Here is a 24,259-nt window from a genome sequence, read left to right as displayed (position 1 = left end):
GCTGCCCCCGGACACTGTCTGCGGGTGTATCCCCCGCCTGTGTTTACCCTTCTAATAACAAAAAGGGTCGGGGGCGTCTGAGGCCGGGGAACCTCCGTTTCACGGAGGTCCGCCGTCTGGCGTTGTGCCTCCTCGTGCAGCAGCGACAGCTGCCGCTCCAGGTGGCGCTCGGGCGATTCGCCGCCCGGCGTGAGCCTGGTCCACCAGCGGGTCCGGTTGTACGTGTCCACGCACTCGGGCACGTCCGTGCGGATCGCCCGGGTCAGCGCGTGCACCGCATCCGGATCGGCGGCCAGTACCCCGGCCACCCACCCCGGCTCCAGCATCGCCGCGTACAGCTCCAGCAGCGAGGCCAGGATCCCGGCGGGGCCCGACGGCAGGTCCACTTCGCCGATGTACTCCCGCAGTCGGGCGAAGTCATCGCGTATGAAGCCCAGTTGCTCGGAGGGCTCCGGCGGCTCCGGGGGTGCCGGCACGTCCGGCGGGGCGATGAGCGCGCCCGCCGCGTACAGCCCGGCGACCACCCCCGGCCAGTAGGTACCGGCCACCCCGGCGAGCGTCAGGCCCACTCCGACCACCCCGCAGGCGCTGCCGGCCAGGTTCTTCTTCGATTCGAGGTAACCGAGGACCCTATTGGTAGCCACGGATCTCCTCGAAGGCTCCGTTCAGCGAACCGTTGCCGTCGGTGGCGTCGAAGAGCCGTCCGCCGGTCAGTTCGGTGATGTGGCCGAGCTCCTTGCGGTCCGAATCCCCGAAGAGCACCGCGAAGACCGGCGTGTGCTTCTGCGCCTCCGGCAGCCCCGCGTAGAAGGAGTCGAAGTTCTTGGCCCCGACGCCCGAGGTGTTCTCCCCGTCCGTCATCAGCACGATCGAGGTGAACGCGTCCGTGTTGCCCTCGCCGAGGTGCTGGTACGCCGCCTCCAGGCTGCTGTAGATGGCCGTGCCCCCGTCCGGTTTCAGCGACTTCACGTCACCCCGGATCGCATCCAGGGCCGGTCCCGGATTGCCCGGTTCCACCACGTGCGTCAGTACCTTCTTCACCTTGTCACCGAACGGCAGGAGCGTCACCTCCTCGCGGTCCCGGAACCGCTGCCCGGTCCCCGAAGTCCCCGTCCCCGTAAGGTCGGTGAGCGCGTCCTTCAGGCGCCCGATGCGGTTGTCGTCGCCCATCGAGCCCGAGGTGTCCAGCACGTACACCGTGCGCGAGGGCCGGCGCAGCTCGTTCTCGTAGGAGGCGAGCAGCCCGTCCGCCACCGACCGGGTGCCGGGGAAGGGGAGCTCGCGCCGCTTGTCCGCGTTCAGCCCGGCCGCCGGGGCCACCCCGGCCGCCACCGGCCGGCGGAAGGTCTTCTCGGTGATCGCCTTCTGGGCCTCGGCTCCGCTCAGGTACTCGGTCAGCGCCCGGCCCGACTCGCGGGCCCCGGCCGGGGCCGAGGTCAGCAGGGTCAGCGGGTAGTGGGCGGTGACCACGCCGTCGAGCGGCCGGATCACCGTCAGGTTCGTCTTCGCGTCCCGGTTCATGGACAGCAGCACCGACTCGTAGTTCACCAGCGCGTCCACGTCCCCGCGCTTCTCGTACGCCGTCGCCAGCCATCCCGAGGAACCGGAGGTCAGCTTCTGCCCGGTGAAGAACTCCTTCAGCTTCGGCTGCGCCTTCGCCACGTCCGCGTCGGTCAGCGCCGCCTGCGCTCCCGACAGGCCCGAGGCGACCGAGATCAGCGCGGAGAAACCGGAGTTGGAGCGCACCGGGTCGGTCATCCCGTACGTCAGCTTCCCGGCGGCCACGGCCTCGTGGACCGCCGACCAGGTGACCTCCTCGGGCTTCCACCCGAGCCGCGCCAGCGCCTGCGGCTTCACGCCGATGGCGACCGGGGAGGACATCAGCGGGGTCTCGCTCGACAGCTTGCCCGCCGCCTCCGGCCGCAGCCGCAGGTAGTCGTTGGAGGAGAGCCAGACGGCGTCGTACTTTCCGTCCGCCTTGCCCGTGGCGATCTGTTCCACCGCGTCCAGGGTGCCCGACATGGTCAGCTCGACGCTCACCCCGGTGGCGGTCTTGGCCGCCTTCAACACCTCGTCCATGTCGGAGAGTTCACTGGAGGCCAGGACCCGGAGCTTGCCCTCCTGGTACACCGACTTCTTCGGCTGGCCGGAGCCGCCGGAGCTGCTCTCGGAGGTGCAGGCGCTCGCCCCGAGCAGGGTCGCGGCCAGCGCCACCGCGGCGGCGAGCCTTCTGCGCATCACGGCGCTTCGGATGCCGATGCCGATGCCGATGCCGTTCATCGGTCGCCGCCTTCCAGGGCGCTCGCGGTGCGGGTGCGCGCCAGGTACGCCGAGGCGGTCTGGAGTTCTCCGGTCAGGGACTCCACGGTGGCCGCCATGTTCTCCGTCGCCTGCACCTTGAAGGTGTCGATGGCGTCGAGGGTCTTGTAGATCTGCGCGAAGGCCGTCCGCAGGGTCTCGGCTCCCACCGCCGGATCGGCGGCGATCCGCTGGATCTCCCCGCTCTGCGTGGCCAGCATCTCCGCGTTGCCCCGGATGAGGCCTTCGGTGGTGTCGCGCAAGCTGTTGACCTGCTCGATCACCTTCTTCTGGTTGTCGAGCGCCGAGGCCAGCATCACGGCGATCCGCAGCGCGGACACCGTGGTGGTCGCGGCCCGCTCGACGCCCTTGATCAGCTCTTCGTTGTTGCGCCGGACCACGTCCATCGCCAGGTAGCCCTGGGCGCAGACGGCCAGTTGGGTCAGCAGGTCCTGGTGCTTCTGCCGGACGGGGAACAGCACGTCCACCCGGAGCGCGTCGGCCTGCCCGGGGTCGCCCTGGCCGGCGATCCGCTGCTCGACGGCCGCGTCCAGGGCCTCGGTGAGCACCGCGTACTCCTGGAGCTTGCCCATGGTCTCCCACAGTCGGGCCCGCTCGGTGTGCAGGGCCGCGTTGTCGCGGCGCAGCTCGTCCTGGCCGCCGCGCAGGGCGCCGACGATCCGGTTGAGGGTGGCCTGGGAGGAGGCGTACTTGGCCACGTGGTCGCGGAACCTGTTCCCGCCGGGGAGCTTCGAGAGGAGCTTGCCGAACCCCTTGGCCGGGGTGTCGCTCGGATCCAGGTCCGCGACGGTGCGCCGCAGTTCGACCAGGGAGTTCGCCACGCGGCCCTGGGCGTCGCCGCCGCCGTCCGAGCCGAGGGAGCGTACGGCGCGCTCCAGCATCCGGTTGGACTGCTGGGCGGCGCTGCGGATGTCGGCGGAGCCGAGGCCCGCGATCTCTCCGATGCGGTTCGCGAACTCGGGGGAGCGGCTGTCGATGCCGGCCAGCGAGCCGACGTACTCCCCGGCCCGGCGGGCCATCTCCTCGCGCACCCCGTCCTGGAGCGGTACGAGGCCGGAGGCCTGCTCCCGCTTGACGGGGGCGACGGGCTCGGGAGCGGTGAGGACGAGCGGGGCGTCCTCGGGCGGTGTCAGTGTCATCGTGTGGTCCCCCTATCCCTTGGCGCGCGCGGCCAGCGCCATCAGGATCTTGACGGTCGGGGCGCCGACCTGGCGGATGCCGGTCAGCCCCGGGTTGAGGTACGCGGTGTACGGCGCGGTCGCGGCGGTGAACTCCGCCAGTCCCTCCTGCGGCCGGAACCCGTGGCGGATCTCCAGCGTGCGCAGGGCCGGGTCGGAGACCAGGAGGGCGCCGAGGTCCTTGGCGTTCTCGCTGATCGGCACGAAGGTGTGCGGGGAGTTGACGGTGGTGTCCGGGTAGAGGACCACCATGTCGCCCGGATCCTGCTTCTGGAGGAGCAGGCTGGCCACCTGGGACTCGTAGGCGAGGATGAGCGGTTCGCCGCTGCCGCTGAGGAAGGCCCGGAAGGGGTCGTCGGTGGACTGCGGCATGGCGCCCTGGACGGAGACCATCTTGCGCATCAGGGGCGCGGTGCGCTCGATCCCGGCGTCGTCGGAGACGACGGTGGAGTTGTTGGCGACGTTCGAGGTCGTGGCGAGGAAGAGGGCGCCCGAGTTGGAGGTGGCCGGATCGGTGGTCCGGATGAACATCGTGCCGTTCAGCTCGGGGAAGGCGCTGGTGCCGCCCTGGAGTTCCTGCCAGCTCTTCTGCCCGTCCGCGGCCTTCAGGTACGGGCCGAGGAGGAGCGTGCCGGTGTTCTTGCCCGTCATCTTCGCGAGGCCGTGGTCGGTCAGTACCTTGGCGGCGTTGGCGCGGGCGATGACGACGAGCGGGGAGAAGAAGGGCTTGGCGGTCTGGGCGCCCTTCACCCCGGCCGCGGCCTCGATCTCGGCGGCCGGCTCATTGCTGCTGGGGAAGGCGAAGTCGAACTCCTTCAGGGCGAGTTGGTCCATCGCCCAGGAGCCCGAGGTCTCCGTCTTCACGGTGTAGCCCTTGTCCTTCAGGGCCTTGACGACGTCGGGGTCGCGGAAGAACTCGGACTTCTCCGAACCGATGACGCCATGCACGGTCTTCGTTGCCGTGCCCTCCGGCTTCTTGCCCCCGAGAGCGATGGCGGCTATCACGCCGCCGATCAGGAGGACCGCCAGGGCGATTCCTAGGATGCGTCTCACGGGTGCAGCGTGCTCGCGGAAACCCACATTCCGCGTTGAGTTGAGTGAACGGGGAGTGACCAGGCGGTCCCACTTCGAAATGCTGTGTGACTCCGCGGGTGCTGGTGGCCGGGGCGGGCGGCCGGGAGGATCGTGGCATGGGCGTGAGCGCGTTGAAGTGGCAGGGCTGGCTGGTCGCCCTGGTGTGCGTGGCGGGAATGCTGGTGTTCGCCCCGCTCGGGCTGTACGTGTGGGCCGGGAGCGCGCCGGCGCCGCGGTCCGCCGCCACGGCGAGGGAGGACGTACGGATCACCGACTGCCGGATCGATCCGGCGAGCCGACGCGTCGTGGCCTCGGTCGAGGCGGTGAACCGCTTCCCGGACAAGGGGGCCTACGTGGTCACCGTGGAGTTCCGCGAGAAGGCGACCCGGTCCCCGGGCGACCGCTGGGCCCAGGCCCTGGTCAAGATCCCGGGGGTCCTTCCGGGGGCGAGGGAGCACGGAGACTCACTGGGCCCGGTCTGGCCCCCGGACGCGGTCCCGTGGTGCGGGGTGGCGGCCGCCGATTTCGCGGTGGCTCCGTAGGCGGCCAGGCAGCCAGGTGGCTCAGTGGCGGTTGCGGGAGCGCTGCACGAGGAACCAGATGAGCAGGCCCACGGCCACGATGAAGACGATCCCGATGACGAGGAGGATGATGCCGAACGCCCTGAAGCCCTTCTTCTTGGACTTCTTGGACTTCTTCGGCTTCCCGGACGTCGTCGACTCGGAGGCCTTGGCCGGGTGGCTCTGGACGAGCGCGGAGCGCTGCTGGGGCGGAGTCTGAGTCACGTTCTGGGCGTACGAGACCTGTTGGGTCCGAGGCGCGGCCTCGGCGGCCACCGGTCCCGCGAAGAGCAGGGTCCCGAGCAGCAGGGCCAGGACCACCCCGGTGCGGCGCATCACGTTCGGCTGGTCCATGTTCTGTTTCCCCCCGGCAAGGCAGTTGTCAGACATGTTGTACCGGCTGTCCGGAAACCCCGCTACCCCCCGTTCAGCCCCGCCGGGGACAAACCAGCCCCGCCGGCGTTTGAGGCGCGGGGTCTGGGGCGGAGCCCCAGGTCTTTACCGGCTCCGGGCCGAGCCCGAAACGGGTTACAAGCAAAGCCCCGCAGGGCAATGGCACCCGGTCCGGAGCCTCCGCGGCCCCGGACCGGGGCCGTCAGTGGGCGCCGACGAGGTCGAGCGCGGCGGCGTGCGCGTCCATGCGCTCGGCGGCGAGGATCGCGACGGTCGTGTCGGCGCGGGACGCGGCGACGAGCAGGGCGCGGGCGGCGAGGTCGTGGGCGCGCTGGTGCAGCGAGGCGGCGCTCTCGGCGTCCTGGCCGGGGCTCTGGGGCGCGCGGGTGGGCTGCGCCCCGCGCAGTCGGGTCACCTGGCGGGCTATGTCCGCGGCGGCCCCGTCGAGGCCGAGCTCGTCGGTGACGGCGAGCAGCGCGGCGAGGTGGCCGGCGAGCTGGATGTCCAGGGCCTCGGCGCGGCTGCTGCGCGGGTACTCGGTGGGGCGGCCGTCCATGCGGGGATCGACCGGCTTGGTCCGGATCGGCTCGTACATGAGGTGGCCTCCTGCGTGGTCAGGAGACCATCCTACATTGGATTCGGTCTAAAGTTGAGTTGAATCTTGTCCGACTGGCGTGTCGGGCCGTTCCGGGGTCGCTGGGGCCCCTACGGCTGGCTGTAGCCGTCGAGGAAGTTCCCGATCCGGGTCACCGCGTCGGCCAGGTCCTTCGCGTTGGGCAGGGTCACGATCCGGAAGTGATCGGGCTCGGGCCAGTTGAAGCCCGTACCGTGCACGACCATGATCTTCTCCTCGCGCAGCAGGTCGAGGACCATCTGCCGGTCGTCCTTGATCTTGTAGACGGACGGGTCCAGCTTCGGGAAGAGGTACAGCGCGCCCTTGGGCTTCACGCAGGTGATGCCGGGGATCTGCGTCAGCAGGTCGTACGCCGTGTCGCGCTGTTCCAGGATCCGCCCGCCGGGCAGGACCAGGTCGTTGATCGACTGGCGTCCGCCGAGCGCGGTGGCGATGGCGTGCTGGGAGGGCATGTTCGCGCACAGGCGCATGTTGGCCAGGATCGTCAGGCCCTCGATGTAGGACGAGGCGTGCTTCTTGGGTCCGCACACCGCCATCCAGCCGGACCGGTAGCCGGCGACGCGGTAGTTCTTGGAGAGCCCGTTGAAGGTGAGCGTCAGCAGGTCCGGGGCGATCGCGGCGGTGTTCGTGTGCGTGGCGCCGTCGTAGAGGATCCGGTCGTAGATCTCGTCCGAGCACACGATCAGGTTGTGGCGGCGGGCGATGTCCGTGAGCCCGCGCAGCATCTCGTCGTCGTAGACGGCGCCGGTCGGGTTGTTCGGGTTGATGATCACGATCGCCCGGGTGCGGTCGGTGACCTTGCGCTCGATGTCGGCGAGGTCCGGCATCCAGTCGGACTGCTCGTCGCAGCGGTAGTGCACGGCGGTGCCGCCGGCCAGGCTGACGGAAGCGGTCCACAGCGGATAGTCCGGCGCCGGGACGAGCACCTCGTCGCCGTCGTCGAGCAGCGCCTGCATCGACATCTGGATCAGCTCGGAGACGCCGTTGCCGATGTAGACGTCCTCGACGTCCAGGTCGATGCCCTTGGTCTGGTAGTGCTGCATCACCGCGCGACGCGCGGACAGCAGCCCCTTCGCGTCCCCGTACCCGTGGGCGTTGCCCAGGTTGCGGAGCATGTCCTCAAGGATCTCCGGCGGGCACTCGAAGCCGAAGGCCGCGGGGTTGCCGGTGTTGAGCTTGAGGATGCGATGACCTGCTGCTTCGAGCCGCATCGCCTCTTCGAGGACGGGGCCGCGGATCTCGTAGCAGACATTGGCGAGTTTCGTTGACTGGATCACCTGCATGACGGGAGCTTACGGGTCCGCGTGCGAGCGCGCTCCGGTATTCGGCGGGGGAGCGGGCGGCTGCCGGTGGCCCGATATGTCCCCTTTCGCGCGAACCTTGGGTACGGGTGCCGCATGCCCTTGGAAACCAGGGCCGGTCCACCGCTGCGGCCTGCGGAATGGGTGGGGGCGGGGGGAGCGGCCGGACCGGTGTTGCGCTCGTCACCCTGGCCGCTCCGGGAGGCCCCTTAAGGTGTGCGCGGCGCGCGGCGGTGATCAAGAGGAGCGGAGGGCGCGGGAGATGGGCGACAAGGGGAGAAATGGCAGGCCGAAGGCGGACCTGGCCTCGGCATTCCGGTTCGCGACGGAGCTGTGTGCCTGGGTGGCCGCCCCCTGGGCCCTGGCCGGCTGGTCGGTGACGGCGGCGGTGGCCTCCGTGGTGCTGCTGATCGCCCTCCCGACGGTGTTCGCCACCCCGGGGGACAAGGCCCAGGTGATGGTCCCGGTCCCGGGCGCGGTGACCATCGCCCTGGTCCTGCTCCAGCTGGCCGCGGCGGTGGCCGCGTCCTGGGCCGTCTGGCCGCTTTGGGCGGCGGCCCTGGTGACCGTGCTGGCCGCGGCCTGCCTGGTGACGGAGCGGCCCCGCTGGCGGCGCCTGCTGGCGGGGGCCCGGGGCCTGCCGGCCTGAGGCCCGCCGCCGGCCCGAGGTCGACTTGCCTGAGGCTCACGGGCCCGTGGCCCACTTGCCTGAGTACGGGCCATGAGTACGCGCACTCATGCGGTCCGGCCCGCCCCGGTGGAGGCTGGCCGCAACGGGATCGCTTGAGGGGTGGGGCAGTGGAGTTCATGGTCGGAGACATGGTGATCGAGGCGCTGGGTTCGGACGGGGACGACCGGGCCATCGAGTTCTGGGCCACGGTGTGCGGGGCCGGGGCCCCGGCCGTCTTCGCCATCCACCGCGAGCACGACAGGGACTGGGAGACCGCTTGCCTCACCATCGACCCCCGCTCGGGCAGCGTCCCGGTGGCGGCGGTCGAATGGGCGGTGGAGTTCGCCCGCGAGTACCTGTAAGTCGGCCCGGCGTTGCGCTGTCGGGCCCGGCCCGGCCCTGCCCTGCTCGGCCCGGTGCGCGGCCCCCGGCCCGGCGCGGCCTTGCCCGGCCCGGTGCGACCCTGCCCGGTCCGCCCGGTTCCGCTCCGGCAGGTGCGCCCGTACCCGTACCCGTACCGCCGCCCGCAGGGGCTCAGCGGCGGGGCCGGCCGCGCCAGGAGGCGAGGGCGAAGGCGATGACGGCGGCGGCGATCGCGGTCGCCGGGACCGTGCGGTGGCCCGAGGGGGCGCGCAGCAGCAGGGCGGTCCCGCCGACCAGGGCGACCGTGCCGACGGCGAGCAGCAGCTTGGCCCACGCGGGCAGGACCGCCAGGTCCACGCGCCTCCTGCCGTCCGGCCCGGTCTCCATGCCGGAAGTGTAGGACTGCCGCCAAGAGTTGGGGTCTGCCCGATCGGGCAGGCGATGCTGCCCCCGGCCCCTCTTCGTACGCCGTTCACGCCGGTCCGTCCCGTCCCTACGGTGGCTGGGCAACCGAGCGGGGCGGAGGCGTCGTCATGGCGGAGTCGGCCGGCCCCGAGCCGCACCACGAGACCGGTCCGGACCGCTCCACGGCACTGCGAAGGCCCGTAGAGCCGGGCCCCGTGAACGAAGCCCCCGGGACCGGGGCGGCCGGGCGCCCGCGGTCCGCGTTGACTCCGGCAGCCGTCGTCGCCCTGCAAAGGCGCGCGGGCAACGGAGCCGTCCGCGCGATGTTGGGCGCGACCGGCGCGACCGGCGCGACCGCCCGGGCGCCCGGCGGGCCCCGCGCGACAGGAGCCACCGGTGCCACCGGCGGGCCCGTAGTGCAGCGCGCAGCGGACGGCGGGCAGCAGGCCGAGATCGCCTCCCGCGCGGACTCCGTGGCCGCCGAGGCGCGGGAGACCGCCGCCGAGCACGAGGGCGAACCGCCCCCGCAGCCGGATCCCGCCGCGAAGGCCGAGGCCCGCGCCCGCCAGCAGGGCAATTTCGCCCAGCCGGACCGGGTCTCCGGTCCCGCCTCCCAGGTACGGTCCACCGCGTCGGAGACCAAGAGCGAGGCGGCGGCGCCCGCCCGGCCCGTGGTGGCGGAGCGGACCGCGGCCGCGCCGGCCGGGGCCGACGCCGGCCCGGCCGGCGCCGCGGCCGCCGCACGGGCCACCGCCGACGCGCAGGCATCCGCGGCGCAGGCCCAGGCCGCGGCCCTGACCGCGCCCGAGGCGCCGCCGGAGGTGGCGGTCCCGGTCATGACGGAGCCGGTGGACAGCACGGGAGCGCCGCTGCCCGTCGGCCCGGCCGGTGACGCCGCGGCCGCGGCCGTGGCCACCCGGCTCGTCCAGCTCCGACAGGGCGCCCACGGACTGGCGGTCGATGCCACCGCCCACCGCGCGCGGGCCCTCGGGCTGCGCGGCGCGCTGACCGAGGCGCGCGGCAGGATCGACGAGGCGGCGGGCTCCATCCAGACGGTGTCGGGGCACGTCGCGCACCGGCGTACGGTCACCGAACAGGCGGCGACGGCGCTCGACAGCTCGAAGGAGACGGCGCAGACCGTCGCGAGCGGGGCCCCCGGCATCGCCGCCCGGGCGGACTCCGGGCGCGGCCAGACCGGCCCGATGGCCCGAGAATCGGCCGACCTGGCCGCCAACGCGGCCGGTGCGGCCCCCGCCGACCCCGAGGCCGCGGCCAAGTCCCGGGAGCAGTCCGGTCAGATCACCCGGGTCAGCGACAACCTCACGAGCATCGACACCGCGGTCGACCGGACCGGGGCGCGCGCACAGCAGTTGCAGGAGGAGGCCGCGCGGGCCCAGGCCGACAACAGCGCCAGCGAGACGACGATCGCGGGCACCCGGCAGCAACTCGCCGCGACCGACGGCAAACTCGCCGAGCTGACCTCGATGAACGAGGCGGCACGCGGACAGGTCGAGGGGCTCGCCGACCAGCCCGGGGAGATCGAGGCGGGCGCGGTCGCGCAGCAGGAGCGGGCGGCGGCGGTGACGGCCAACTCCGTACGACTGGAGGCCCGGCTGCACGCCGCGCAGGAGAGCCACCGCTCCGAGCTGGCGGGGCTGCCGGGCCCGCCGCCGCAGCGCGACCCGCGCGTACGGATGGTCTACGAGGCCGGGCCGGAGGGGTTCGCGGCGGCGCGGCGGTCCGGCCGGCCGGCTCCGGTGATCCAGCGCGAGGCGGCGGGCGGGGGCGGAGCCGGGTCCGGGGCCGGGTCCGGCGGCAGCGGCGAGCGGGAGCGGTTCCCCTCGTTCGAGCACGCCGCCGCGTGGATCACCGGCGACGAGCAGACCGCCGCCGGGCGGGCGGCCGCGCTGGCCGGGGCGGAGCGGCGCAGACAACAGGAACTCGCCGAGATCAACGAAGCCTCCCACGGTGACTTCGCCACGCTCGGCACGGCGGACAAGGCGTCCCTCGCGCTGCGCCTGACGTTCTCCCGTACGTTCGGCTCGCTCGGCCAGACGAACTGGCCCAAGTTCGGACTGGGCATCCTGCGCGGGTTCGTCGACCCGCGGGTGTCGCTCGGCGGGGTCGTCCAGGGCCTCGGCATGATCCTCGGCGGCGGCGCGAACCTGCTGAGCCGGGAGCAGTGGCGGCGCGATCCCCTGGGCAACCTGCTGAAGTCGGCGGCCGACATCTCCACGGGCGTCACGGTCGTACTGGGCTCCGTCGCCGGGCTCGCCGTGGCCATCATCGCGATCTCCGCCGCGCTGATCCTGGTCTCCTGGGGCACGCTGGCGCCCGTACTGCTCCCGGTCATCAGCATCTGCAGCACGGTGGCGGCGACGGTCGGCCCGTGGGCGGTCACGGCGGCCGAGGTGGCCCTCGTACTGAACGGGCTCGTGTTCATCAAGAACCTCATCGACGCCGCCACCGCAAGCAAGGCCGCCGATCTGCAACGCGAGTCGATGGCCATGGGCGAGGACGTCAACGCCATGGGCATGATGGCGATGCAGATCGCGGGCGACAAGCTCGGCAAGGCGGTCGGTCCCCGGATCGGCGGCGCGATGGAGGGGATCCAGACCAGGCTGGCCGGCTCCGGCACCGCGGTGGGCACCATGCTCGCGGAGAACATGACGAAGATCGGCACCGCCGCTGGTTCCGGCGGCGGGGTCACGGAGGGCGGGGGCGTCACGGAGCCCCCGGCGCAGGCGGTGGACGCGGCGCCGGCGGGTGGCTCCGGCGGTGGCGGCGTGGAAGCCCCGGCCCCGGCTCCGGCTCCGGCCGTCGACGTACCCGCCGTCGACCCGGCCCCGGCCCCGGCCCCGGCGGTGGACACCGCGCCCGCGCCCGCTCCCGCTCCCGCGGCTGCGGCTGCGGAGACTCAGGCCCCGGCTCCGGGTTCCGCCCCTGTGGAGGGGCTCGCGGCGAACGACAACGCCGTCGCGAACGACAACGCCGTACCGCTGGAGCCCGTCGAGCTGGCCGAGCTGCCGCCCGAGTTCCAGGGCAAGGAGGCCGCGAACACCAACGCGGGGGAGGGGCCGCAGGCCAACGAGCAGGTCCAGGAGCAGGTTCTGGGAGGCACCGGGACGGACGGTCCGGTGGTGGTCGGCCAGCAGCAGACGCCGGGCGGCACCAAGCTCACCTCCATCGACGGAGGCGGCGGGGGCGGGGGCGGCGGCGCGGACCCGAACACCCCCCGCGCGATGGCCGGCGGCCACGAGGGCCCTTCCGGCGGCGGCACGGGGGGCACCGGGCCCGTGACGGAGACCGGGTCGGGGGCGGGGGCGGGGTCCGGGTCCGGGTCGGGGCCCGTGAGCGGGGCCCCCGCGGCCGGCCCCGCCGAATCCGGCACCGCGCACGGCGAGGACCTCGAACCCGCGGGGGACCACGACGCGCACGAGCCCGAGACGGGCCCCGGCCAGGAACCCGGCGCACCCCCCGACCGCCCCGTCGGCGACCTGGTCAAACGATCCGAGGCGTACCTGCGCGAACACGGGGTCGATCCGCACGCGCTCAAGCAGGGCCAGGTCGACGGAGCCGTCGCGCACTTCGACATCTACGAGGACCGCGCCGGCAACCTCTGGTCCCAGCGCAAGAGCGGCAAGTTCGGCTCCGGCAAGGAGAGCGCCGGCTATCTCGGCCACATCTCCGAGTTCGAACCACCGGGCGGGGCCTCCGGCCACGCCGAGCCGGGGGCCGGCCTGGACGAACCGTCACCCGGGCACGAGGACGACCCGCATGCGGACTCCGGCCCGTCCGGAGCCGAAGAGGCGCCGTACCACCCGACGTCGAACGCCGAGATAGAGGCCGAGGTACTGGCGGATCTGGAGGGCCGGCCGAACACCGACTTCATGGAGAGCTGGGAGCGGACCGGAGTCGAAGGGCCGAAGGCCATGTCGGACAACCTCGATCCGGCGCTCGGACCGGGACAGCAGCGCTACTACGTCCACTTCGACGAGACCTTCACCGGCTTGAAGCGCCACGTCTCGGTCAACTACGACCCGGAGACAGGGCGGTTCGGGACGATCAAGTTCTCCAGCGAGGACCCCTTCGGCGGCGGAAGGCGACGTCGGTGACCGAGCCCGAGCCCGAGCCTGATTCCGAGTCCGCCGCTCGCTGAAAGAGCCCCGCGGCGGGCGCGGCCACCTCGTGGGTGGCGCGCCCACCGCGGGGCTTCATCGGTGGGCGGAGGCGGTCGGCCCTCAGGCCGGCCGGTTCCTGCCCGCCGGACCGGTCCGGGGGGTCGCCCCGGACCGGATCCGGAGCAGACGGCCTTCGGCGTCCAGCTGCTTGAGGTCCCGGTGGATCGTCATCCGGCTGACGCCCAGGTCCCGTACGAGGTCCGAGACCCATACCCGGCCTTCGGCCCGCGCCACACCGACGATCAGCTCCCGCCGTTCCTCGCGGGGCATCCCCCGGCCGGGAGTGCGCAGCTCGGACACGGTTACTTCGCCTCGGCCTTCAGGATCTCGGCGAGCTCCTCGTCGGACTCGCGGCCCGGGGTGGGGAGGTTCCACTTGGTGATGGCGAAGCGGAAGACGAAGTAGTACACCGCCGCGAAGCAGAGGCCGATGCCGGCCAGGCCCCACGGGTTGGACGCGATGCCGAGGTTGAGGAAGAAGTCGATGGCGCCGGCCGAGAAGCCGAAGCCGTCCTTCATGCCGAGGGACCAGGTCAGGGCCATGGAGACACCGGTCAGGACCGCGTGGATCGCGTACAGCACCGGGGCGATGAACATGAACGTGAACTCGATCGGCTCCGTGATGCCCGTGACGAAGGCGGTGAGCGCGAGGGAGAACATCATGCCGCCGACGACCTTGCGGCGCTCGGGGCGGGCGCAGTGGACGATCGCGAGGCAGGCGGCCGGGAGGGCGAACATCATGATCGGGAAGAAGCCGGTCATGAACTGCCCGGCGCTCGGGTCACCGGCGAGGAAGCGGGCGATGTCGCCGTGGGCGCCGTTGTACTCGCCGGCCTGGAACCACGGGAAGGAGTTCAGCAGGTGGTGCATGCCGACGGGGATCAGCGCGCGGTTGGCGACGCCGAAGATGCCCGCGCCGACGGAGCCGGAGTTGACCAGCCACTCGCCGAAGCCGTGGATGCCCTTGCCGAGGACCGGCCAGATCAGGCCGAAGACGATGCCGGTGACCAGACCCGCCAGGGAGGACAGGATCGGGACGAGGCGGCGGCCGCCGAAGAAGCCCGCCCAGTCGGGCAGCTTGGTCCGGTAGAACTTCTGGTACAGCAGGGCGACGATGATGCCCATCACGACACCGCCGAGCACGCCGGCGTTGACGGGGGCCTCGACCAGGGCGACCTTGTGGTCGACGACCGCCTCGATCTTCGGCACGTTGCCGTCGGTGAAGGTGCCGAGCACCTTCGAGAAGACCAGGTAGCCCGCGACGGCCGCGAGGCCGGTGGAACCGTCGGCCTTCTTCGCGTAGCCGACGGCGATGCCGACGGCGAAGAGCAGGGCCAGGTTGTCGAAGATGGCGCCGCCGCCCGCGGCCATGTACTTGGCTATCTCGTTGCACCAGCTCGGCAGCGACTTGCTGCCCAGCATGTCGCCCTGGCCGAAGCGCATCAGCAGCGCGGCCGCCGGCAGCACGGCGATCGGCAGCATGAGACTGCGGCCGAGGCGCTGCATGACCGCCATGGCGGCGGAGTTCTTCTTCGGGGCAGACGTGGCCGTCTGCTCGGCTGTACTCACGGTGCTTCCTCCAGAGGAAACGGGGTGTGTTGCCAAGGCAGGCAGCGCTTGTGTGGGCTGGGCAACAGCGGTGGAAAATGCGCCATTTGCGACGCGGTGTTCCAGTTGTAACACGGTTAAAACCGCATAAACCCGTCCCCGGACAGACTGCGGACCTACGACCCGGAGGGTGGGGCCGCAAGCCCCTCGGAGCGGGTGCCTTCCGGCGTTGTCAGCGGGTCCGGGTACCTTCGCGAAGAGGGAGAAGGGGGGTCGGGCCGATGACGCACCTGAAGTTCGTCCGGGGGGACGCGACCAGCCCGCAGTCCAAGGGGCCGAAGATCATCGCGCACGTCTGCAACGACCTCGGGGGCTGGGGAAAGGGCTTCGTACTCGCGCTCTCGAAACGCTGGAGCGGGCCGGAAGCCGAGTTCCGGGCCTGGCACCGGGGACGCAGCGGGAACGACTTCGCGCTCGGCGCGGTCCAGCTCGTCCAGGTCCTTCCGGACACCTGGGTCGCGAACATGATCGGCCAGCGGGGCATCCGCACCGGCAGCGCGGGCCCGCCCGTCCGCTACGAGGCGATCGACCGCTGCCTGGCCGCCCTGGCCGGCCACGCCGCCGGGCTGGACGCCTCGGTCCACATGCCCCGCATCGGCTGCGGCCTGGCGGGCGGCAAATGGTCCCGCGTCGAACCCCTGATCAGCGACCGGCTGTGCGCGAAGGGCATACCCGTCACGGTCTACGACTTCGACTAGGCCGTCTCATCCGAAGAGGGCGAGGACGTACTCCAGCCGGTCCGACCACTCCTGGAGCACCGCCGGCCGTCGGGCGTCCACCCGGCAGTGGAACCTCGCGCCGTCGTGGCGCACGACGCTTATCTTGAGCTGGTTCGGGGATTCGACCGCGTGCTCCACCGCCCGGATCTCGTTCCAGGCGAACTGGACGTTCCGCTTGTCGGAATCGAGTACGACACCGTCGCCGTCCATGACGACGCTGCTCGTCTCGTCCGCGGCGATGAACGCGGCGTCCCTCTCGTCCACGGCGTACCTGTCGAGTACGTCGTCCGCGTCGTCTACGTCGTCCTCGTTGTCCGCGTCGTCCCCGTCTTCGTCCCTCGCGCCCCCGCGGGTCGTCCACGCTGTTTCCGGCGCGGCGGCCACGGTGGGCGGGGCCGACGCCACCGACGGCACCAGCAGGTCGAGCAGCCCGAGCGGGGTGGGCCGGTGCGCCGGGTCCTTCGCCAGGCAGGCGGAGACCACCGGGCGCATGCCCGCGGGCACTCGGGAGAGGTCGGCCGGCTCGTGGACCGAGCGGTACATCAGCCCCATCGGCGTGCCCCCGCCGAACGCGCTGCCGCCGGCTGCCGCCACCAGTACCGCGCCGAGGGCGAACACGTCCGCGGCGCCGGTGACCTCAAGGCCCATGGCCTGTTCGGGGGCCAGGAATCCCGGGGTCCCGAAGGCCGATCCGGTCGTGGTGAGGTGCGTCGACTCGACCGCTCGCGCGATGCCGAAGTCGAGCACCCGGGGCCCGTCGTCGGCCATGATGATGTTGCCGGGCTTGAGGTCCCGGTGGACCAGGCCGCCGGCATGGATCGCTTCGAGCGCCTCGGCCAGTGCGGCGGCGAGCTGCCGAAGCCGTGCCTCGTCCATGGGGCCTTCCGCCGAGAGCAGCGCGGAGAGGGTGGGGCCGGGGACGTACGCGGTGGCGAGCCAGGGCGGATCCGCGTCGGCGTCGGCGTCCACGACCTGAGCGGTGTGGAACCCCCCGACCTTCCGGGCCGCCGCGACCTCGGCCCGGAACCGCTCGCGGAACCGGGGGTCGAGCGCCAGCTCGGGACGGGCGACCTTGACGGCCACGGCCCGGCCACCGCGCGAGCGCGCCAGGTAGACGATTCCCATCCCGCCCGCGCCGAGCTCCCGCTCCACGGTGTAGTGGCCGATCCGGACCGGCAGGCCCCCACCGAAGTCCATCCCCCGAACGCCTCCCTCATCACTCCAACGAGTGACACGAGATTCCGGCCGTTTCGGTTCCGGACGAATCGGTGGCGATGAAATCAATCCGGTGGCACACGTCACCTCATATCCGGTGGTGTCACCATTCGGTTTCCGGCCACCCCCATTTGCCGTCTGACCTGCGGTTTCGGTAGGAGTGGAACCTATGGCAGCAGACATTCCACATCTCATCGGCAAGTTTGAGCTGACCTCGCCGGAGCACTACGACGCGTACCTCAGAGCGGTCGGCATGGGCCTGGCCCAGCGGGCCCTGGCGGCGAGTGCCGCGCCGGTGGACGAGTTCACGGCGACCGGGACGGGCTACCGGCTGAAGGTGCGGACCGCCCTGCGGACCATCATCCAGGAGTTCGAGCTCGGGGCGGGGTTCGGCTGGAAGAACGAGGCCGAGCTCGACGCGGAGACCACCTTCACCTGGGACGAGGATCAGGGGCTGGTGGAGGTGGACCTCCTGGCAGGGGGCGGCGCGATCACCGTCGTGTGGAACCCCGCGGCCGAGGGCATGGCGAAGGTCTTCTCGGTCGGCGGGGCCGCCTTCACCTGCACCTACAAGCGCATCGGCTGACCGGCGGCGGCGGTCAGCGGGCGCGGCACGGCGCAGCGGGGTCCGCTGCGCGCGCAGCGGGCCCCGCACCTGAGCCGTACCTACGGGAGGTAGCGTTCGATGGCCGCCGGGCCTTCCTTCTCCATCATTTCGCGGGCCTTCTTGACCCGCTCCGGAGTCACGTCCCGGCCGCTCGCCATGACGAGGTCCTCGGGGTCGTACGGGCGCTCGCTTCCTGAGAAGAGCTGGGCCGGGCGCTTGGTCTTGGGCTGCTGGTCCGCCGCTTCACTGTCCATCGCTGCCTCCTCCTGGTGCCGCCCCCTGGCCCCATCCTCCGACCGCGCCGCCATGAACGCACTTCGGGACCGGACCGCACCCCGGGCCCGTGCCTCAGGCGGCGTTGACCGCCAGCGTCGCCGTCAGGGCGATGATCGCGCCGCAGATGCCGAGGTTGACGGTCTTGTGCTCCCAGAACACCGCGACGAACTCGCGGATCGTCGCGCTCGGCCAGAAGTACTTCGCCGTCGGCGAGCCCAGGACCTGCCCGTTCACCCCGGCCTTGCGGGCCGTCATCGCGGCGCGGAAGGCGTGGAAGTTGTTGGTGACCACCACGCAGCGGTAGCCGGGATCGCCGGCGAGCATGATCTCGCGGCTGAATCCGAGGTTCTCCTCCGTCGTACGGGAACGGTCCTCCAGCCGTACGTGCTCCTCCGGCACGCCCTGCGCGATCAGCCAGTCGGCCATCGCCCGCGCCTCGGCGAGCTTCTCGTCCGGTCCCCTGCCGCCCGAGGTCAGCAGGAGCGGCACGCGGCCGCCGCGCGCGATCTGGGCGTCGTGGATCTCCATGCCCTTGCGCAGCCGGGAGGCCAGCAGCGGCGGGACGCGGTCGCCGCCGATCAGGCCCGAGCCCAGCATCACCACGTAGTCCACGTCCCCGCGCACCTTGATCCGGCCGTAGAGGTAGGCGTAGGCGAGGAAGCAGAGGAAGAGGAAGGAGACGTACCCGGTGAGGAAGACCACGCCTCCCACGATCGCGTCCCACATCTGGGAGCCCTGGTTGCCCAGGGTCAGAACGAACGCGATCAGGGCGAAGATCCCGATCCCCGCCATGAAGGAGAGCAGGTTGGCCGGGCGGCGGCCCTCCTTGCGGACCATCGTCAGGCCGTTGCCGATCAGGAAGACGCCGAGTGCGACCGTGCCGAGCGCGGGGACCAGGAAGACCAGCGCGACGATGATCCCGCCGAGGCCGTGGGGAAGGTTCGGCACCAGGGTGAGCAGGCCGATGGACGCGAATATGAAGGTGATGCCCAGGTAGACCGCGTTGCGGAAGCGTCGGCGGTCGGCCCGGACGCTCGCGCCGAAGAGGGCGAGAAAAAGGGCGGCGGGGACAAAGGCGTACATGCCGCTCATCGTAGGTGGGAAGTATGAATATCTAGCGGCCTCCGTACGGTGTCCGGCGGATGGCGCGCCCGGCCAGGACGTCCGTCCTGCGGCCGTCGCGCATCACGAAGCGGCCGTCGATCAGGACGTGCGGAATCCCGGTCGGCAGGGCGCGCGGACGCTCGTACGTCGACCCGGCGGCGACCGTCAGCGGATCGAACAGGACGAGGTCCGCGCGGTGGCCCACCCGGACGATTCCCCGGTCGGGCAGCCGCAGCCGGGCCGCCGGGCGGCCCGAGAGATGCGCGATGCACTCCTCCAGGGAGAGAACGCCCAGCTCGCGCACGTAGTGCCCGAGGTAGTGCGGGAAGGTGCCGTACGCCCGGGGGTGCGGCTTCGCCCCTTGCAGGATGCCGTCCGAGCCGCCCGTGTGGATCGGGTGGCGCATGATCGCCCGTACGTTCTCCTCGTGCCCCACGTGCTGGAGGATGCTCGGCCCGAGCCGGTCGTCCAGCAGCAGCCGCCGGGCGGTCTCCCAGTCGGGCAGGCGCGTCCCGACGTACGCCCCGTAGGCCGGATCCGTGGTTCCGGCGATCTCGATCGTCGACCAGTCGACCGGGACCCCGTGGCAGCCGTCCGCCCCCTCCACCTCCAGCGCGTACCGGATCCGCTCGGCCTCCGCGTCGTCGCCCAGCCGGGCGAGGACGACGTCCGGCCCGCCCTCGTTCGCCCAGCTGGGCAGGAGGGCCACGAGGGTGGTGCAGCCGGGGGTGTACGGGTAGCTGTCGAGGGTGATGTCGGCGCCGGAGGCGAGGGCCCCGTCGAGGAGGGCGAGGAGCTCGCCCGCCCGGCCCTCGTTCTCGCCGAAGTTCATCGTGGCGTGCGCGAGGTGCAGTGCGCAGCCGGCCTCGCGGGTCAGCTCGACCATCTCGGCGTAGGCGGCGAGCGCCCCGCGGCCGTAGGAGCGGTGGTGCGGGCAGTAGTAGCCGCCGTACGAGGCCACCACCCGGCACAGCTCCGTCAGCTCGGCGCCGGACGCGTACATGCCGGGCGTGTAGGTGAGCCCGGAGGACATGCCCACGGCGCCCTGCGCGAGGCCCTCGGCGACGAGCGCGCGCATCCGGTCGAGCTCGGCGGGGGTCGCCGGGCGGTCGCCCCAGCCGACGGCGAGGGCGCGGACGGTGCCCTGGGGGACGAGGTAGGCGGCGTTGACCGCGATGCCCCGCGCGTCGAGGCGGTCGAGGTAGCCGCCCACGTCCCGCCAGTCGAAGTCGATGTCCGTGGTGCCGGGCGGCGCGCCGTTCCAGCCGGCGATGGCGGCCCGCACCTCGGTCAGGGTCCGGTCGTCCACGGGGGCGTACGACAGGCCGTCCTGCCCGAGGACTTCGAGGGTCACGCCCTGGGCGGCCTTCGCGCTGTGGTCCGGATCGCGGAGCAGCGCGAGGTCGCTGTGGGCGTGCATGTCCACGAAACCGGGGGCCAGGACGAGCCCGTGGGCGTCGAGGGTCTCCCGCCCGCCGCCGCGGATCCTGCCCAGCTCGACGATCCGGCCCTCGTGGACGCCGACATCGGCGGTGTAGGAGGGCCCGCCCGTGCCGTCGACGACGCGGGCCCCCCGGATGACCAGGTCCACGGCTCTAGAAGAACGTCCGGACGTACTCGCCGACCGTGCCGTCGCTCTCCACCACCGGGATCAGCGGCCACTTCTCGAAGATCGTGCACGGGTGGGACATGCCGAGCGCCACCCAGTCGCCGACCTGGAGGTCGTCCGCGGATTCGGTCTCCAGCCAGGCGTGCTGGTCGGAGAGCTTGGTGACGCGGACGGAGCCTGCGGCCGGGGTCCGTTCGGTGCCGGTCACCGGATCGCGCAGGAGCTCCACCTCGGGCAGGCCCAGGTCGTAGGCGATGTCGCGCTTGCCGGCGTTGACGAACGCCTGGGTGGGGGAGGGGCGGGAGACGACCTGTGCCCAGAGCCGGAACGCGGGGCGCAGAGCGCCCTCCTCCGGGATCCGGTTGAAGGGGGTCAGGCGGGTGTACCAGCCGTGGTCGTGCGAGACGTACGCGCCCGAGCGCAGCAGCTTGAGCACCGGCCGCGACAGCTCCGGGAGCTCGGCGAAGACGTCGGCGACGGCGTCGAACCAGGCGGAGCCGCCGGCGCTGACCACGATCTCGTCCAGGCCGGCGGGGAACCGCCCGGCCTTGTCGAACTCGACGGCCAGCCCGGTCAGGCGGCGCAGGTACGCGTGCACGGACTCCGGTTCGGCGCCGGGGACTTCGGCCTCGTACCCGGCGATGCCGACCAGGCGCAGCGTGCCGGCGCGGGCCACGGCGTCGGCGACGGCCCGGCAGTCCTCGTCGGTACGGGCCCCCGTGCGGGCGCCTTCGCCGGCGCCGAGCTCGACCACCACGTCCACGACCGCACCCTGTCCCCGCAGGGCCAGGTCCATGAGCTCGACCCCGCGCACGGAGTCCACGTAGCAGACGAACCGGAAGCCGGGGTCGGCGACGAGCTCGGCGGCGACCCAGCGCAGGGCGGCGGCGTCGACCAGCTCGTTGGCGAGGAAGATCCGCTGGATGCCGAAGGCGCGGTAGACGCGGGCCTGGTGGGGGACGGCGGCGGTGATGCCCCACGCGCCCTGGTCGAGCTGACGGTGGAACAGCTGGGGGGCCATGCAGGTCTTGCCGTGCGGGGCGAAGGCGAGGCCGTGGCGCTCGGTGTACGCCTTGAGGGCGGCGAGGTTGTGGCTCAGCGCGTCGGCGTCGAGGGTGAGGACGGGGGTGGTGAACCCGCCGGAGAAGAGGTCCCGCCGCTGGGCGGTGAGCTCCCCGACGGTGAGGCCCGCGTGCTCGGCGTCCGGGGGGAGGCCCTTGAACCGGTGGTCGACCGGCTCCTGGGCGAGGGCCTGGACGGGGTCGCTGGGCATGTACGTGCCTCCCGGGGCGTGACGTTGCGCATGTCGCAACGGTCGTTGCGTGTAACGCTGCATGCTGTCTAACATCCCGGATGACGGCGGGTCAACGGGCCCGGCGGGAACGGAGGGCGCGGCGTGAGCCAGTCCGTGGAACGGGCGCTGCGGATCCTGCCCGCCCTGGCCAAGGGCCCGGCCGGGCTCGGCGAGGTCGCCGAGCTGCTCGGCGTGCACAAGAGCACCGCCCTGCGGCTGCTGCGGACCCTGCACGAGCACGGCTTCGTGTACCGGCAGGGGGACGGCCGCTACCGGCTCGGGGCCTCCCTCTTCGCGCTGGCCGCGGAGTCCGTCGAGAACCTCGATGTGCGCGAGGTCGCGCATCCGCATCTGGTCGAGCTCAACCGCACCACCGGCCACACCGTGCACCTGGCTCTGCACCAGGACGACGAGGTCGTCTACATCGACAAGGTCGACAGCCGCTATCCGGTCCGGATGTACTCGCGCATCGGCCGGCCCGTGCCGCTGACCGTCGCGGCGGTGGCGAAGCTGCTGATCGCCGACCTCCCCGAAGCCGAGCGGCTCGCCCTCGCGCACCGGATCGAGTACCCGGCCTACACCTCCCGCTCGACCCCCGACGCCGCCGCGTACCTCCGCGAGCTGGACCTCGTACGGGCGCAGGGCTGGGCCACCGATCTGGGGGGTCACGAAGAGGCCCTGAACTGCCTGGCCGCCCCGATCCGCGGACCCGGCGGACGCGTGGTCGCCGCGATGTCCGTCTCCGCCCCCGGCGTGGTCGTCTCCGCCGAGGGGCTGCTCGAACTGCTCCCGCTCGTCCGGCAGACCGCCGACACCATCGGCCGCGAGTACTCAGGCTCGGGCCCCGCACAGGAAGACCGGTCATGACCGACAAGATCTCCACCGGCAAGATCGCCATCACCCCCGGTACCCACACCACGCCCCCCGCGAAGTTCTCGCACGGGGTGCGCAAGGGCAACATCCTCCAGGTCGCCGGCCAGGTCGGCTTCCTCCCGCACGTGGACGGGCAGCCGCCCACCCCCGCCGGTCCCACGCTGCGCGAGCAGACCCTCCAGACGCTGGAGAACGTCCGCTCCGTCCTGGAGGCGGGCGGCGCGAGCTGGGACGACGTGATGATGATCCGCGTGTACCTGACGGACACGGATCACTTTGAAGAGATGAACGGCATCTACGGGACCTACTTTGAGGAGCAGGGTCTGAAAGAGGCCCCGGCCGCCCGCACCACCGTCTATGTGGGCCTGCCGGCCGGCCTGCTGATCGAGGTCGACGCCCTCGCGGTCCTCGACCCCGCCGCCTGAGCCGGGCGCAGGGGCCCCGGGCGGAGGGGCGCCCCCCTGGCGGTGGGGCGCCCCGTACGGTCCGTCAGTCCGTTAGTCCGTCAGTCCGTCGGTCCGTCAGGTGCAGTACTGCGCTGCCTTCCCGATCGACCGGTACATGCAGTCCGCGTTCTCCAGCAGCTGGAGCACCGCGTCCTTGTTCCGCGAGGTCTCGCGGTCGATGACCTCGTCCGGCGGGTAGAAGCCGCTGCTGCCGGAGTCCGTCGGGTACATCTCGAAGGTGTAGGCGAAGATCTTCTGGTTGCCCCACAGCCAGTCGTCGATCGTCCCGTCCGTGATGTACAGGTCGCTCGACTGCTCCGGCGTGTAGCCGTTGCTGGCCGCCATGCTGGTGCCGATCTTCTTGTACACGGCCAGGTCGTCCGCGGTCATTCCGGGCGCCGTGTCGTTGTACGTCCACCCGAACGGCCACAGCACGAGCTCGCTGTACGTGTGGAAGTCGATGGCGGCCTTGATCTGCTGCTTGCCGCCGACCACGCGGCTGCGTACGAAGTCCGAGACCACCTTGACCTCGGGCGCCGACGCGGCCGACGGACCCCGGTAGGTCTCGGAGCTCTTGCTGGAGCTGGAGCCGCCGCAGCAGCCCCACTTGTAGTCCCAGTTGCGGTTCAGGTCGGTGCCGACGGCCGAGGAGCCGCTGTTCGGCTGGCGGTTCTTGCGCCACGAGCGGTACGAGCCGCTCGCGATGTCGTACTCGCCGCCGTCCGGGTTGAGGTCGGGGATGATCCAGAGTTCCCGGCTGTTGACCATGTTGGTGATGCGCGGGTCGGTGCCGTACTTGGAGCCCCACTCCTTGAGCAGGTACAGGGCCATCTCCACCGTCAGGTGCTCGCGCGCGTGCTGGTGGTGGGTGAACAGGACCTCGGGCTCGTCCTCGTCGGTCCCGACGTTGTCGCTGATCTTGATGGCGACGATGTCCCGGCCCTGGTACGACTTCCCGATGACCTGCTTGCTCATGATCGAGGGGTACTGGGCGACGCGCTGGTCGATCTCCGCGCTCATCTCGGCGTAGTTGTGGTAATTCGAGTCCGCCGAAGGGAAGTCGGCGGCTCCGGTGGCGACGCCGCGCCCGTCGGAGCGGTCCGGGGGCCCGGGCAGGGCGGTCAGCTTGTAGCCGAGCGCGCGCAGGCTCCTGGCCTGCGCGGGGTCGGCGCTGACGACGACCGAGCGGGCGTCCACCTCGTCGATCGAGGCGCCGGTGCGGAGCAGGGCGGTGCGTTCGGCCGGCGTGGACGGGCCCTGGATCTCGTACTGGGTGATCGACTCGTCCTGGGTGGCGGTGGACGGGGTGGGGGGCGGGGCTGCCGTCGCGCTCATGCCGTAGGCGGGTGCGCCGAGCGCGAGTGCGAGAAGGGCCGCCGTGACGGCGGCCCTCCGGCGGTGTTGGAGCCGCATGCGTTCTCCTGGGTGGGA

At 71.9% G+C, this 24,259-nt stretch carries 24 protein-coding genes; 8 read left to right on the top strand and 16 right to left on the bottom strand.

Going from position 1 to position 24,259, the window contains the following annotated elements; genetic code table 11:
* From ACFXDJ_RS08525 to ACFXDJ_RS08510, 4 genes are all read right to left on the bottom strand, one after another.
* Positions 1-644 (bottom strand): hypothetical protein (locus ACFXDJ_RS08525; RefSeq protein WP_384848481.1); only part of this gene is annotated, 644 nt, incomplete at its 3' end.
* Positions 631-2,238, bottom strand: a complete 1,608-nt coding sequence (locus tag ACFXDJ_RS08520) for a substrate-binding domain-containing protein (protein ID WP_384661748.1) — start codon at positions 2,236-2,238, stop codon at positions 631-633. The genes ACFXDJ_RS08525 and ACFXDJ_RS08520, both read right to left, overlap by 14 nt.
* Positions 2,239-2,276: 38 nt before the next feature.
* Complete coding sequence (locus ACFXDJ_RS08515) at positions 2,277-3,458, bottom strand: toxic anion resistance protein (protein WP_384661743.1); 1,182 nt, start codon at positions 3,456-3,458, stop codon at positions 2,277-2,279.
* A 12-nt stretch (positions 3,459-3,470) separates the two neighbouring features.
* Positions 3,471-4,550 (bottom strand): substrate-binding domain-containing protein, encoded by a 1,080-nt coding sequence (locus ACFXDJ_RS08510; protein ID WP_384848478.1) that lies wholly within the window; start codon positions 4,548-4,550, stop codon positions 3,471-3,473.
* Positions 4,551-4,693: 143 nt separating this feature from the next.
* Here ACFXDJ_RS08510 and ACFXDJ_RS08505 point away from each other — a divergent pair, with 143 nt between their 5' ends.
* Entirely contained in the window at positions 4,694-5,113 is a 420-nt protein-coding gene (locus tag ACFXDJ_RS08505; RefSeq protein WP_384661737.1) for a hypothetical protein, read from the top strand.
* Positions 5,114-5,134: 21 nt separating this feature from the next.
* Here ACFXDJ_RS08505 and ACFXDJ_RS08500 read toward each other — a convergent pair whose 3' ends face one another.
* The 3 genes from ACFXDJ_RS08500 to ACFXDJ_RS08490 form a co-directional block, all read right to left on the bottom strand.
* Positions 5,135-5,485 (bottom strand): hypothetical protein, encoded by a 351-nt coding sequence (locus ACFXDJ_RS08500; RefSeq protein ID WP_384848475.1) that lies wholly within the window; start codon positions 5,483-5,485, stop codon positions 5,135-5,137.
* A 241-nt stretch (positions 5,486-5,726) separates the two neighbouring features.
* Positions 5,727-6,119 carry a hypothetical protein gene (locus ACFXDJ_RS08495; protein ID WP_384661732.1) on the bottom strand — a complete coding sequence of 131 codons (393 nt, stop codon included), beginning with the start codon at positions 6,117-6,119 and terminating at the stop codon, positions 5,727-5,729.
* A 110-nt stretch (positions 6,120-6,229) separates the two neighbouring features.
* The gene (locus ACFXDJ_RS08490; protein WP_215033672.1) at positions 6,230-7,441 is read right to left on the bottom strand and encodes a pyridoxal phosphate-dependent aminotransferase; all 1,212 of its coding nucleotides are present in this window, start codon (positions 7,439-7,441) and stop codon (positions 6,230-6,232) included.
* Between the two features lie 280 nt (positions 7,442-7,721).
* Between ACFXDJ_RS08490 and ACFXDJ_RS08485 the strand changes: the two genes are divergently transcribed.
* Both ACFXDJ_RS08485 and ACFXDJ_RS08480 read left to right on the top strand, forming a co-directional pair.
* Positions 7,722-8,108 (top strand): hypothetical protein, encoded by a 387-nt coding sequence (locus ACFXDJ_RS08485; RefSeq protein WP_384661728.1) that lies wholly within the window; start codon positions 7,722-7,724, stop codon positions 8,106-8,108.
* A 149-nt stretch (positions 8,109-8,257) separates the two neighbouring features.
* Positions 8,258-8,491 carry a hypothetical protein gene (locus ACFXDJ_RS08480; protein ID WP_384661726.1) on the top strand — a complete coding sequence of 78 codons (234 nt, stop codon included), beginning with the start codon at positions 8,258-8,260 and terminating at the stop codon, positions 8,489-8,491.
* Between the two features lie 172 nt (positions 8,492-8,663).
* Here the strand turns inward: ACFXDJ_RS08480 and ACFXDJ_RS08475 are convergent, their stop codons facing one another.
* A complete protein-coding gene (locus ACFXDJ_RS08475; RefSeq protein ID WP_384661723.1) occupies positions 8,664-8,879 on the bottom strand; it encodes a hypothetical protein in 216 nt (71 codons plus the stop codon).
* Positions 8,880-9,025: 146 nt separating this feature from the next.
* Between ACFXDJ_RS08475 and ACFXDJ_RS08470 the strand changes: the two genes are divergently transcribed.
* Complete coding sequence (locus tag ACFXDJ_RS08470) at positions 9,026-13,012, top strand: hypothetical protein (protein WP_384848472.1); 3,987 nt, start codon at positions 9,026-9,028, stop codon at positions 13,010-13,012.
* A 126-nt stretch (positions 13,013-13,138) separates the two neighbouring features.
* On the opposite strand, the gene ACFXDJ_RS08465 is transcribed toward ACFXDJ_RS08470, so the two are convergent.
* Positions 13,139-13,378, bottom strand: a complete 240-nt coding sequence (locus ACFXDJ_RS08465) for a DUF977 family protein (RefSeq protein WP_384652100.1) — start codon at positions 13,376-13,378, stop codon at positions 13,139-13,141.
* Between the two features lie 2 nt (positions 13,379-13,380).
* Positions 13,381-14,592, bottom strand: coding sequence for a PTS transporter subunit EIIC (locus ACFXDJ_RS08460; RefSeq protein ID WP_384652106.1), 1,212 nt, complete (start codon positions 14,590-14,592; stop codon positions 13,381-13,383).
* 314 nt (positions 14,593-14,906) lie between these two features.
* Here ACFXDJ_RS08460 and ACFXDJ_RS08455 point away from each other — a divergent pair, with 314 nt between their 5' ends.
* Positions 14,907-15,383 (top strand): Appr-1-p processing protein, encoded by a 477-nt coding sequence (locus ACFXDJ_RS08455; RefSeq protein WP_384848469.1) that lies wholly within the window; start codon positions 14,907-14,909, stop codon positions 15,381-15,383.
* 6 nt (positions 15,384-15,389) lie between these two features.
* Here ACFXDJ_RS08455 and ACFXDJ_RS08450 read toward each other — a convergent pair whose 3' ends face one another.
* The gene (locus ACFXDJ_RS08450; RefSeq protein ID WP_384848466.1) at positions 15,390-16,601 is read right to left on the bottom strand and encodes a serine/threonine-protein kinase; all 1,212 of its coding nucleotides are present in this window, start codon (positions 16,599-16,601) and stop codon (positions 15,390-15,392) included.
* Positions 16,602-16,788: 187 nt separating this feature from the next.
* On the opposite strand from ACFXDJ_RS08450, the gene ACFXDJ_RS08445 reads away from it, so the two are divergent.
* A complete protein-coding gene (locus ACFXDJ_RS08445) occupies positions 16,789-17,205 on the top strand; it encodes a hypothetical protein (protein WP_384652094.1) in 417 nt (138 codons plus the stop codon).
* A gap of 80 nt (positions 17,206-17,285) precedes the next feature.
* Here the strand turns inward: ACFXDJ_RS08445 and ACFXDJ_RS08440 are convergent, their stop codons facing one another.
* The 4 genes from ACFXDJ_RS08440 to ACFXDJ_RS08425 form a co-directional block, all read right to left on the bottom strand.
* Positions 17,286-17,480: a hypothetical protein gene (locus ACFXDJ_RS08440; protein WP_384652092.1), complete on the bottom strand. Its 195-nt coding sequence runs from the start codon at positions 17,478-17,480 to the stop codon at positions 17,286-17,288.
* 94 nt (positions 17,481-17,574) lie between these two features.
* Entirely contained in the window at positions 17,575-18,585 is a 1,011-nt protein-coding gene (locus ACFXDJ_RS08435) for a YdcF family protein (RefSeq protein WP_384652090.1), read from the bottom strand.
* Between the two features lie 31 nt (positions 18,586-18,616).
* On the bottom strand, positions 18,617-20,197 hold the full coding sequence (locus tag ACFXDJ_RS08430) for an amidohydrolase family protein (protein WP_384652088.1): 1,581 nt from the start codon (positions 20,195-20,197) through the stop codon (positions 18,617-18,619).
* A gap of 4 nt (positions 20,198-20,201) precedes the next feature.
* Positions 20,202-21,488, bottom strand: a complete 1,287-nt coding sequence (locus ACFXDJ_RS08425; RefSeq protein WP_384848463.1) for an alanine racemase — start codon at positions 21,486-21,488, stop codon at positions 20,202-20,204.
* 123 nt (positions 21,489-21,611) lie between these two features.
* On the opposite strand from ACFXDJ_RS08425, the gene ACFXDJ_RS08420 reads away from it, so the two are divergent.
* Together ACFXDJ_RS08420 and ACFXDJ_RS08415 are read left to right on the top strand one after the other, a co-directional pair.
* Entirely contained in the window at positions 21,612-22,376 is a 765-nt protein-coding gene (locus tag ACFXDJ_RS08420; protein ID WP_384652084.1) for an IclR family transcriptional regulator, read from the top strand.
* Positions 22,373-22,807, top strand: coding sequence for a RidA family protein (locus ACFXDJ_RS08415; RefSeq protein WP_384848460.1), 435 nt, complete (start codon positions 22,373-22,375; stop codon positions 22,805-22,807). The genes ACFXDJ_RS08420 and ACFXDJ_RS08415 overlap by 4 nt, the downstream gene beginning before the upstream one ends.
* A 96-nt stretch (positions 22,808-22,903) precedes the next feature.
* On the opposite strand, the gene ACFXDJ_RS08410 is transcribed toward ACFXDJ_RS08415, so the two are convergent.
* Positions 22,904-24,241 (bottom strand): M14 family metallopeptidase, encoded by a 1,338-nt coding sequence (locus ACFXDJ_RS08410; protein WP_384652080.1) that lies wholly within the window; start codon positions 24,239-24,241, stop codon positions 22,904-22,906.
* Positions 24,242-24,259: the final 18 nt, after the last annotated feature.

Source organism: Streptomyces sp. NPDC059443, from assembly GCF_042750105.1.
Taxonomy (GTDB): domain Bacteria; phylum Actinomycetota; class Actinomycetes; order Streptomycetales; family Streptomycetaceae; genus Streptomyces.
Note: the sequence above shows the minus strand (reverse complement) of the source record. Positions and strands in the feature narration are given on the sequence as shown.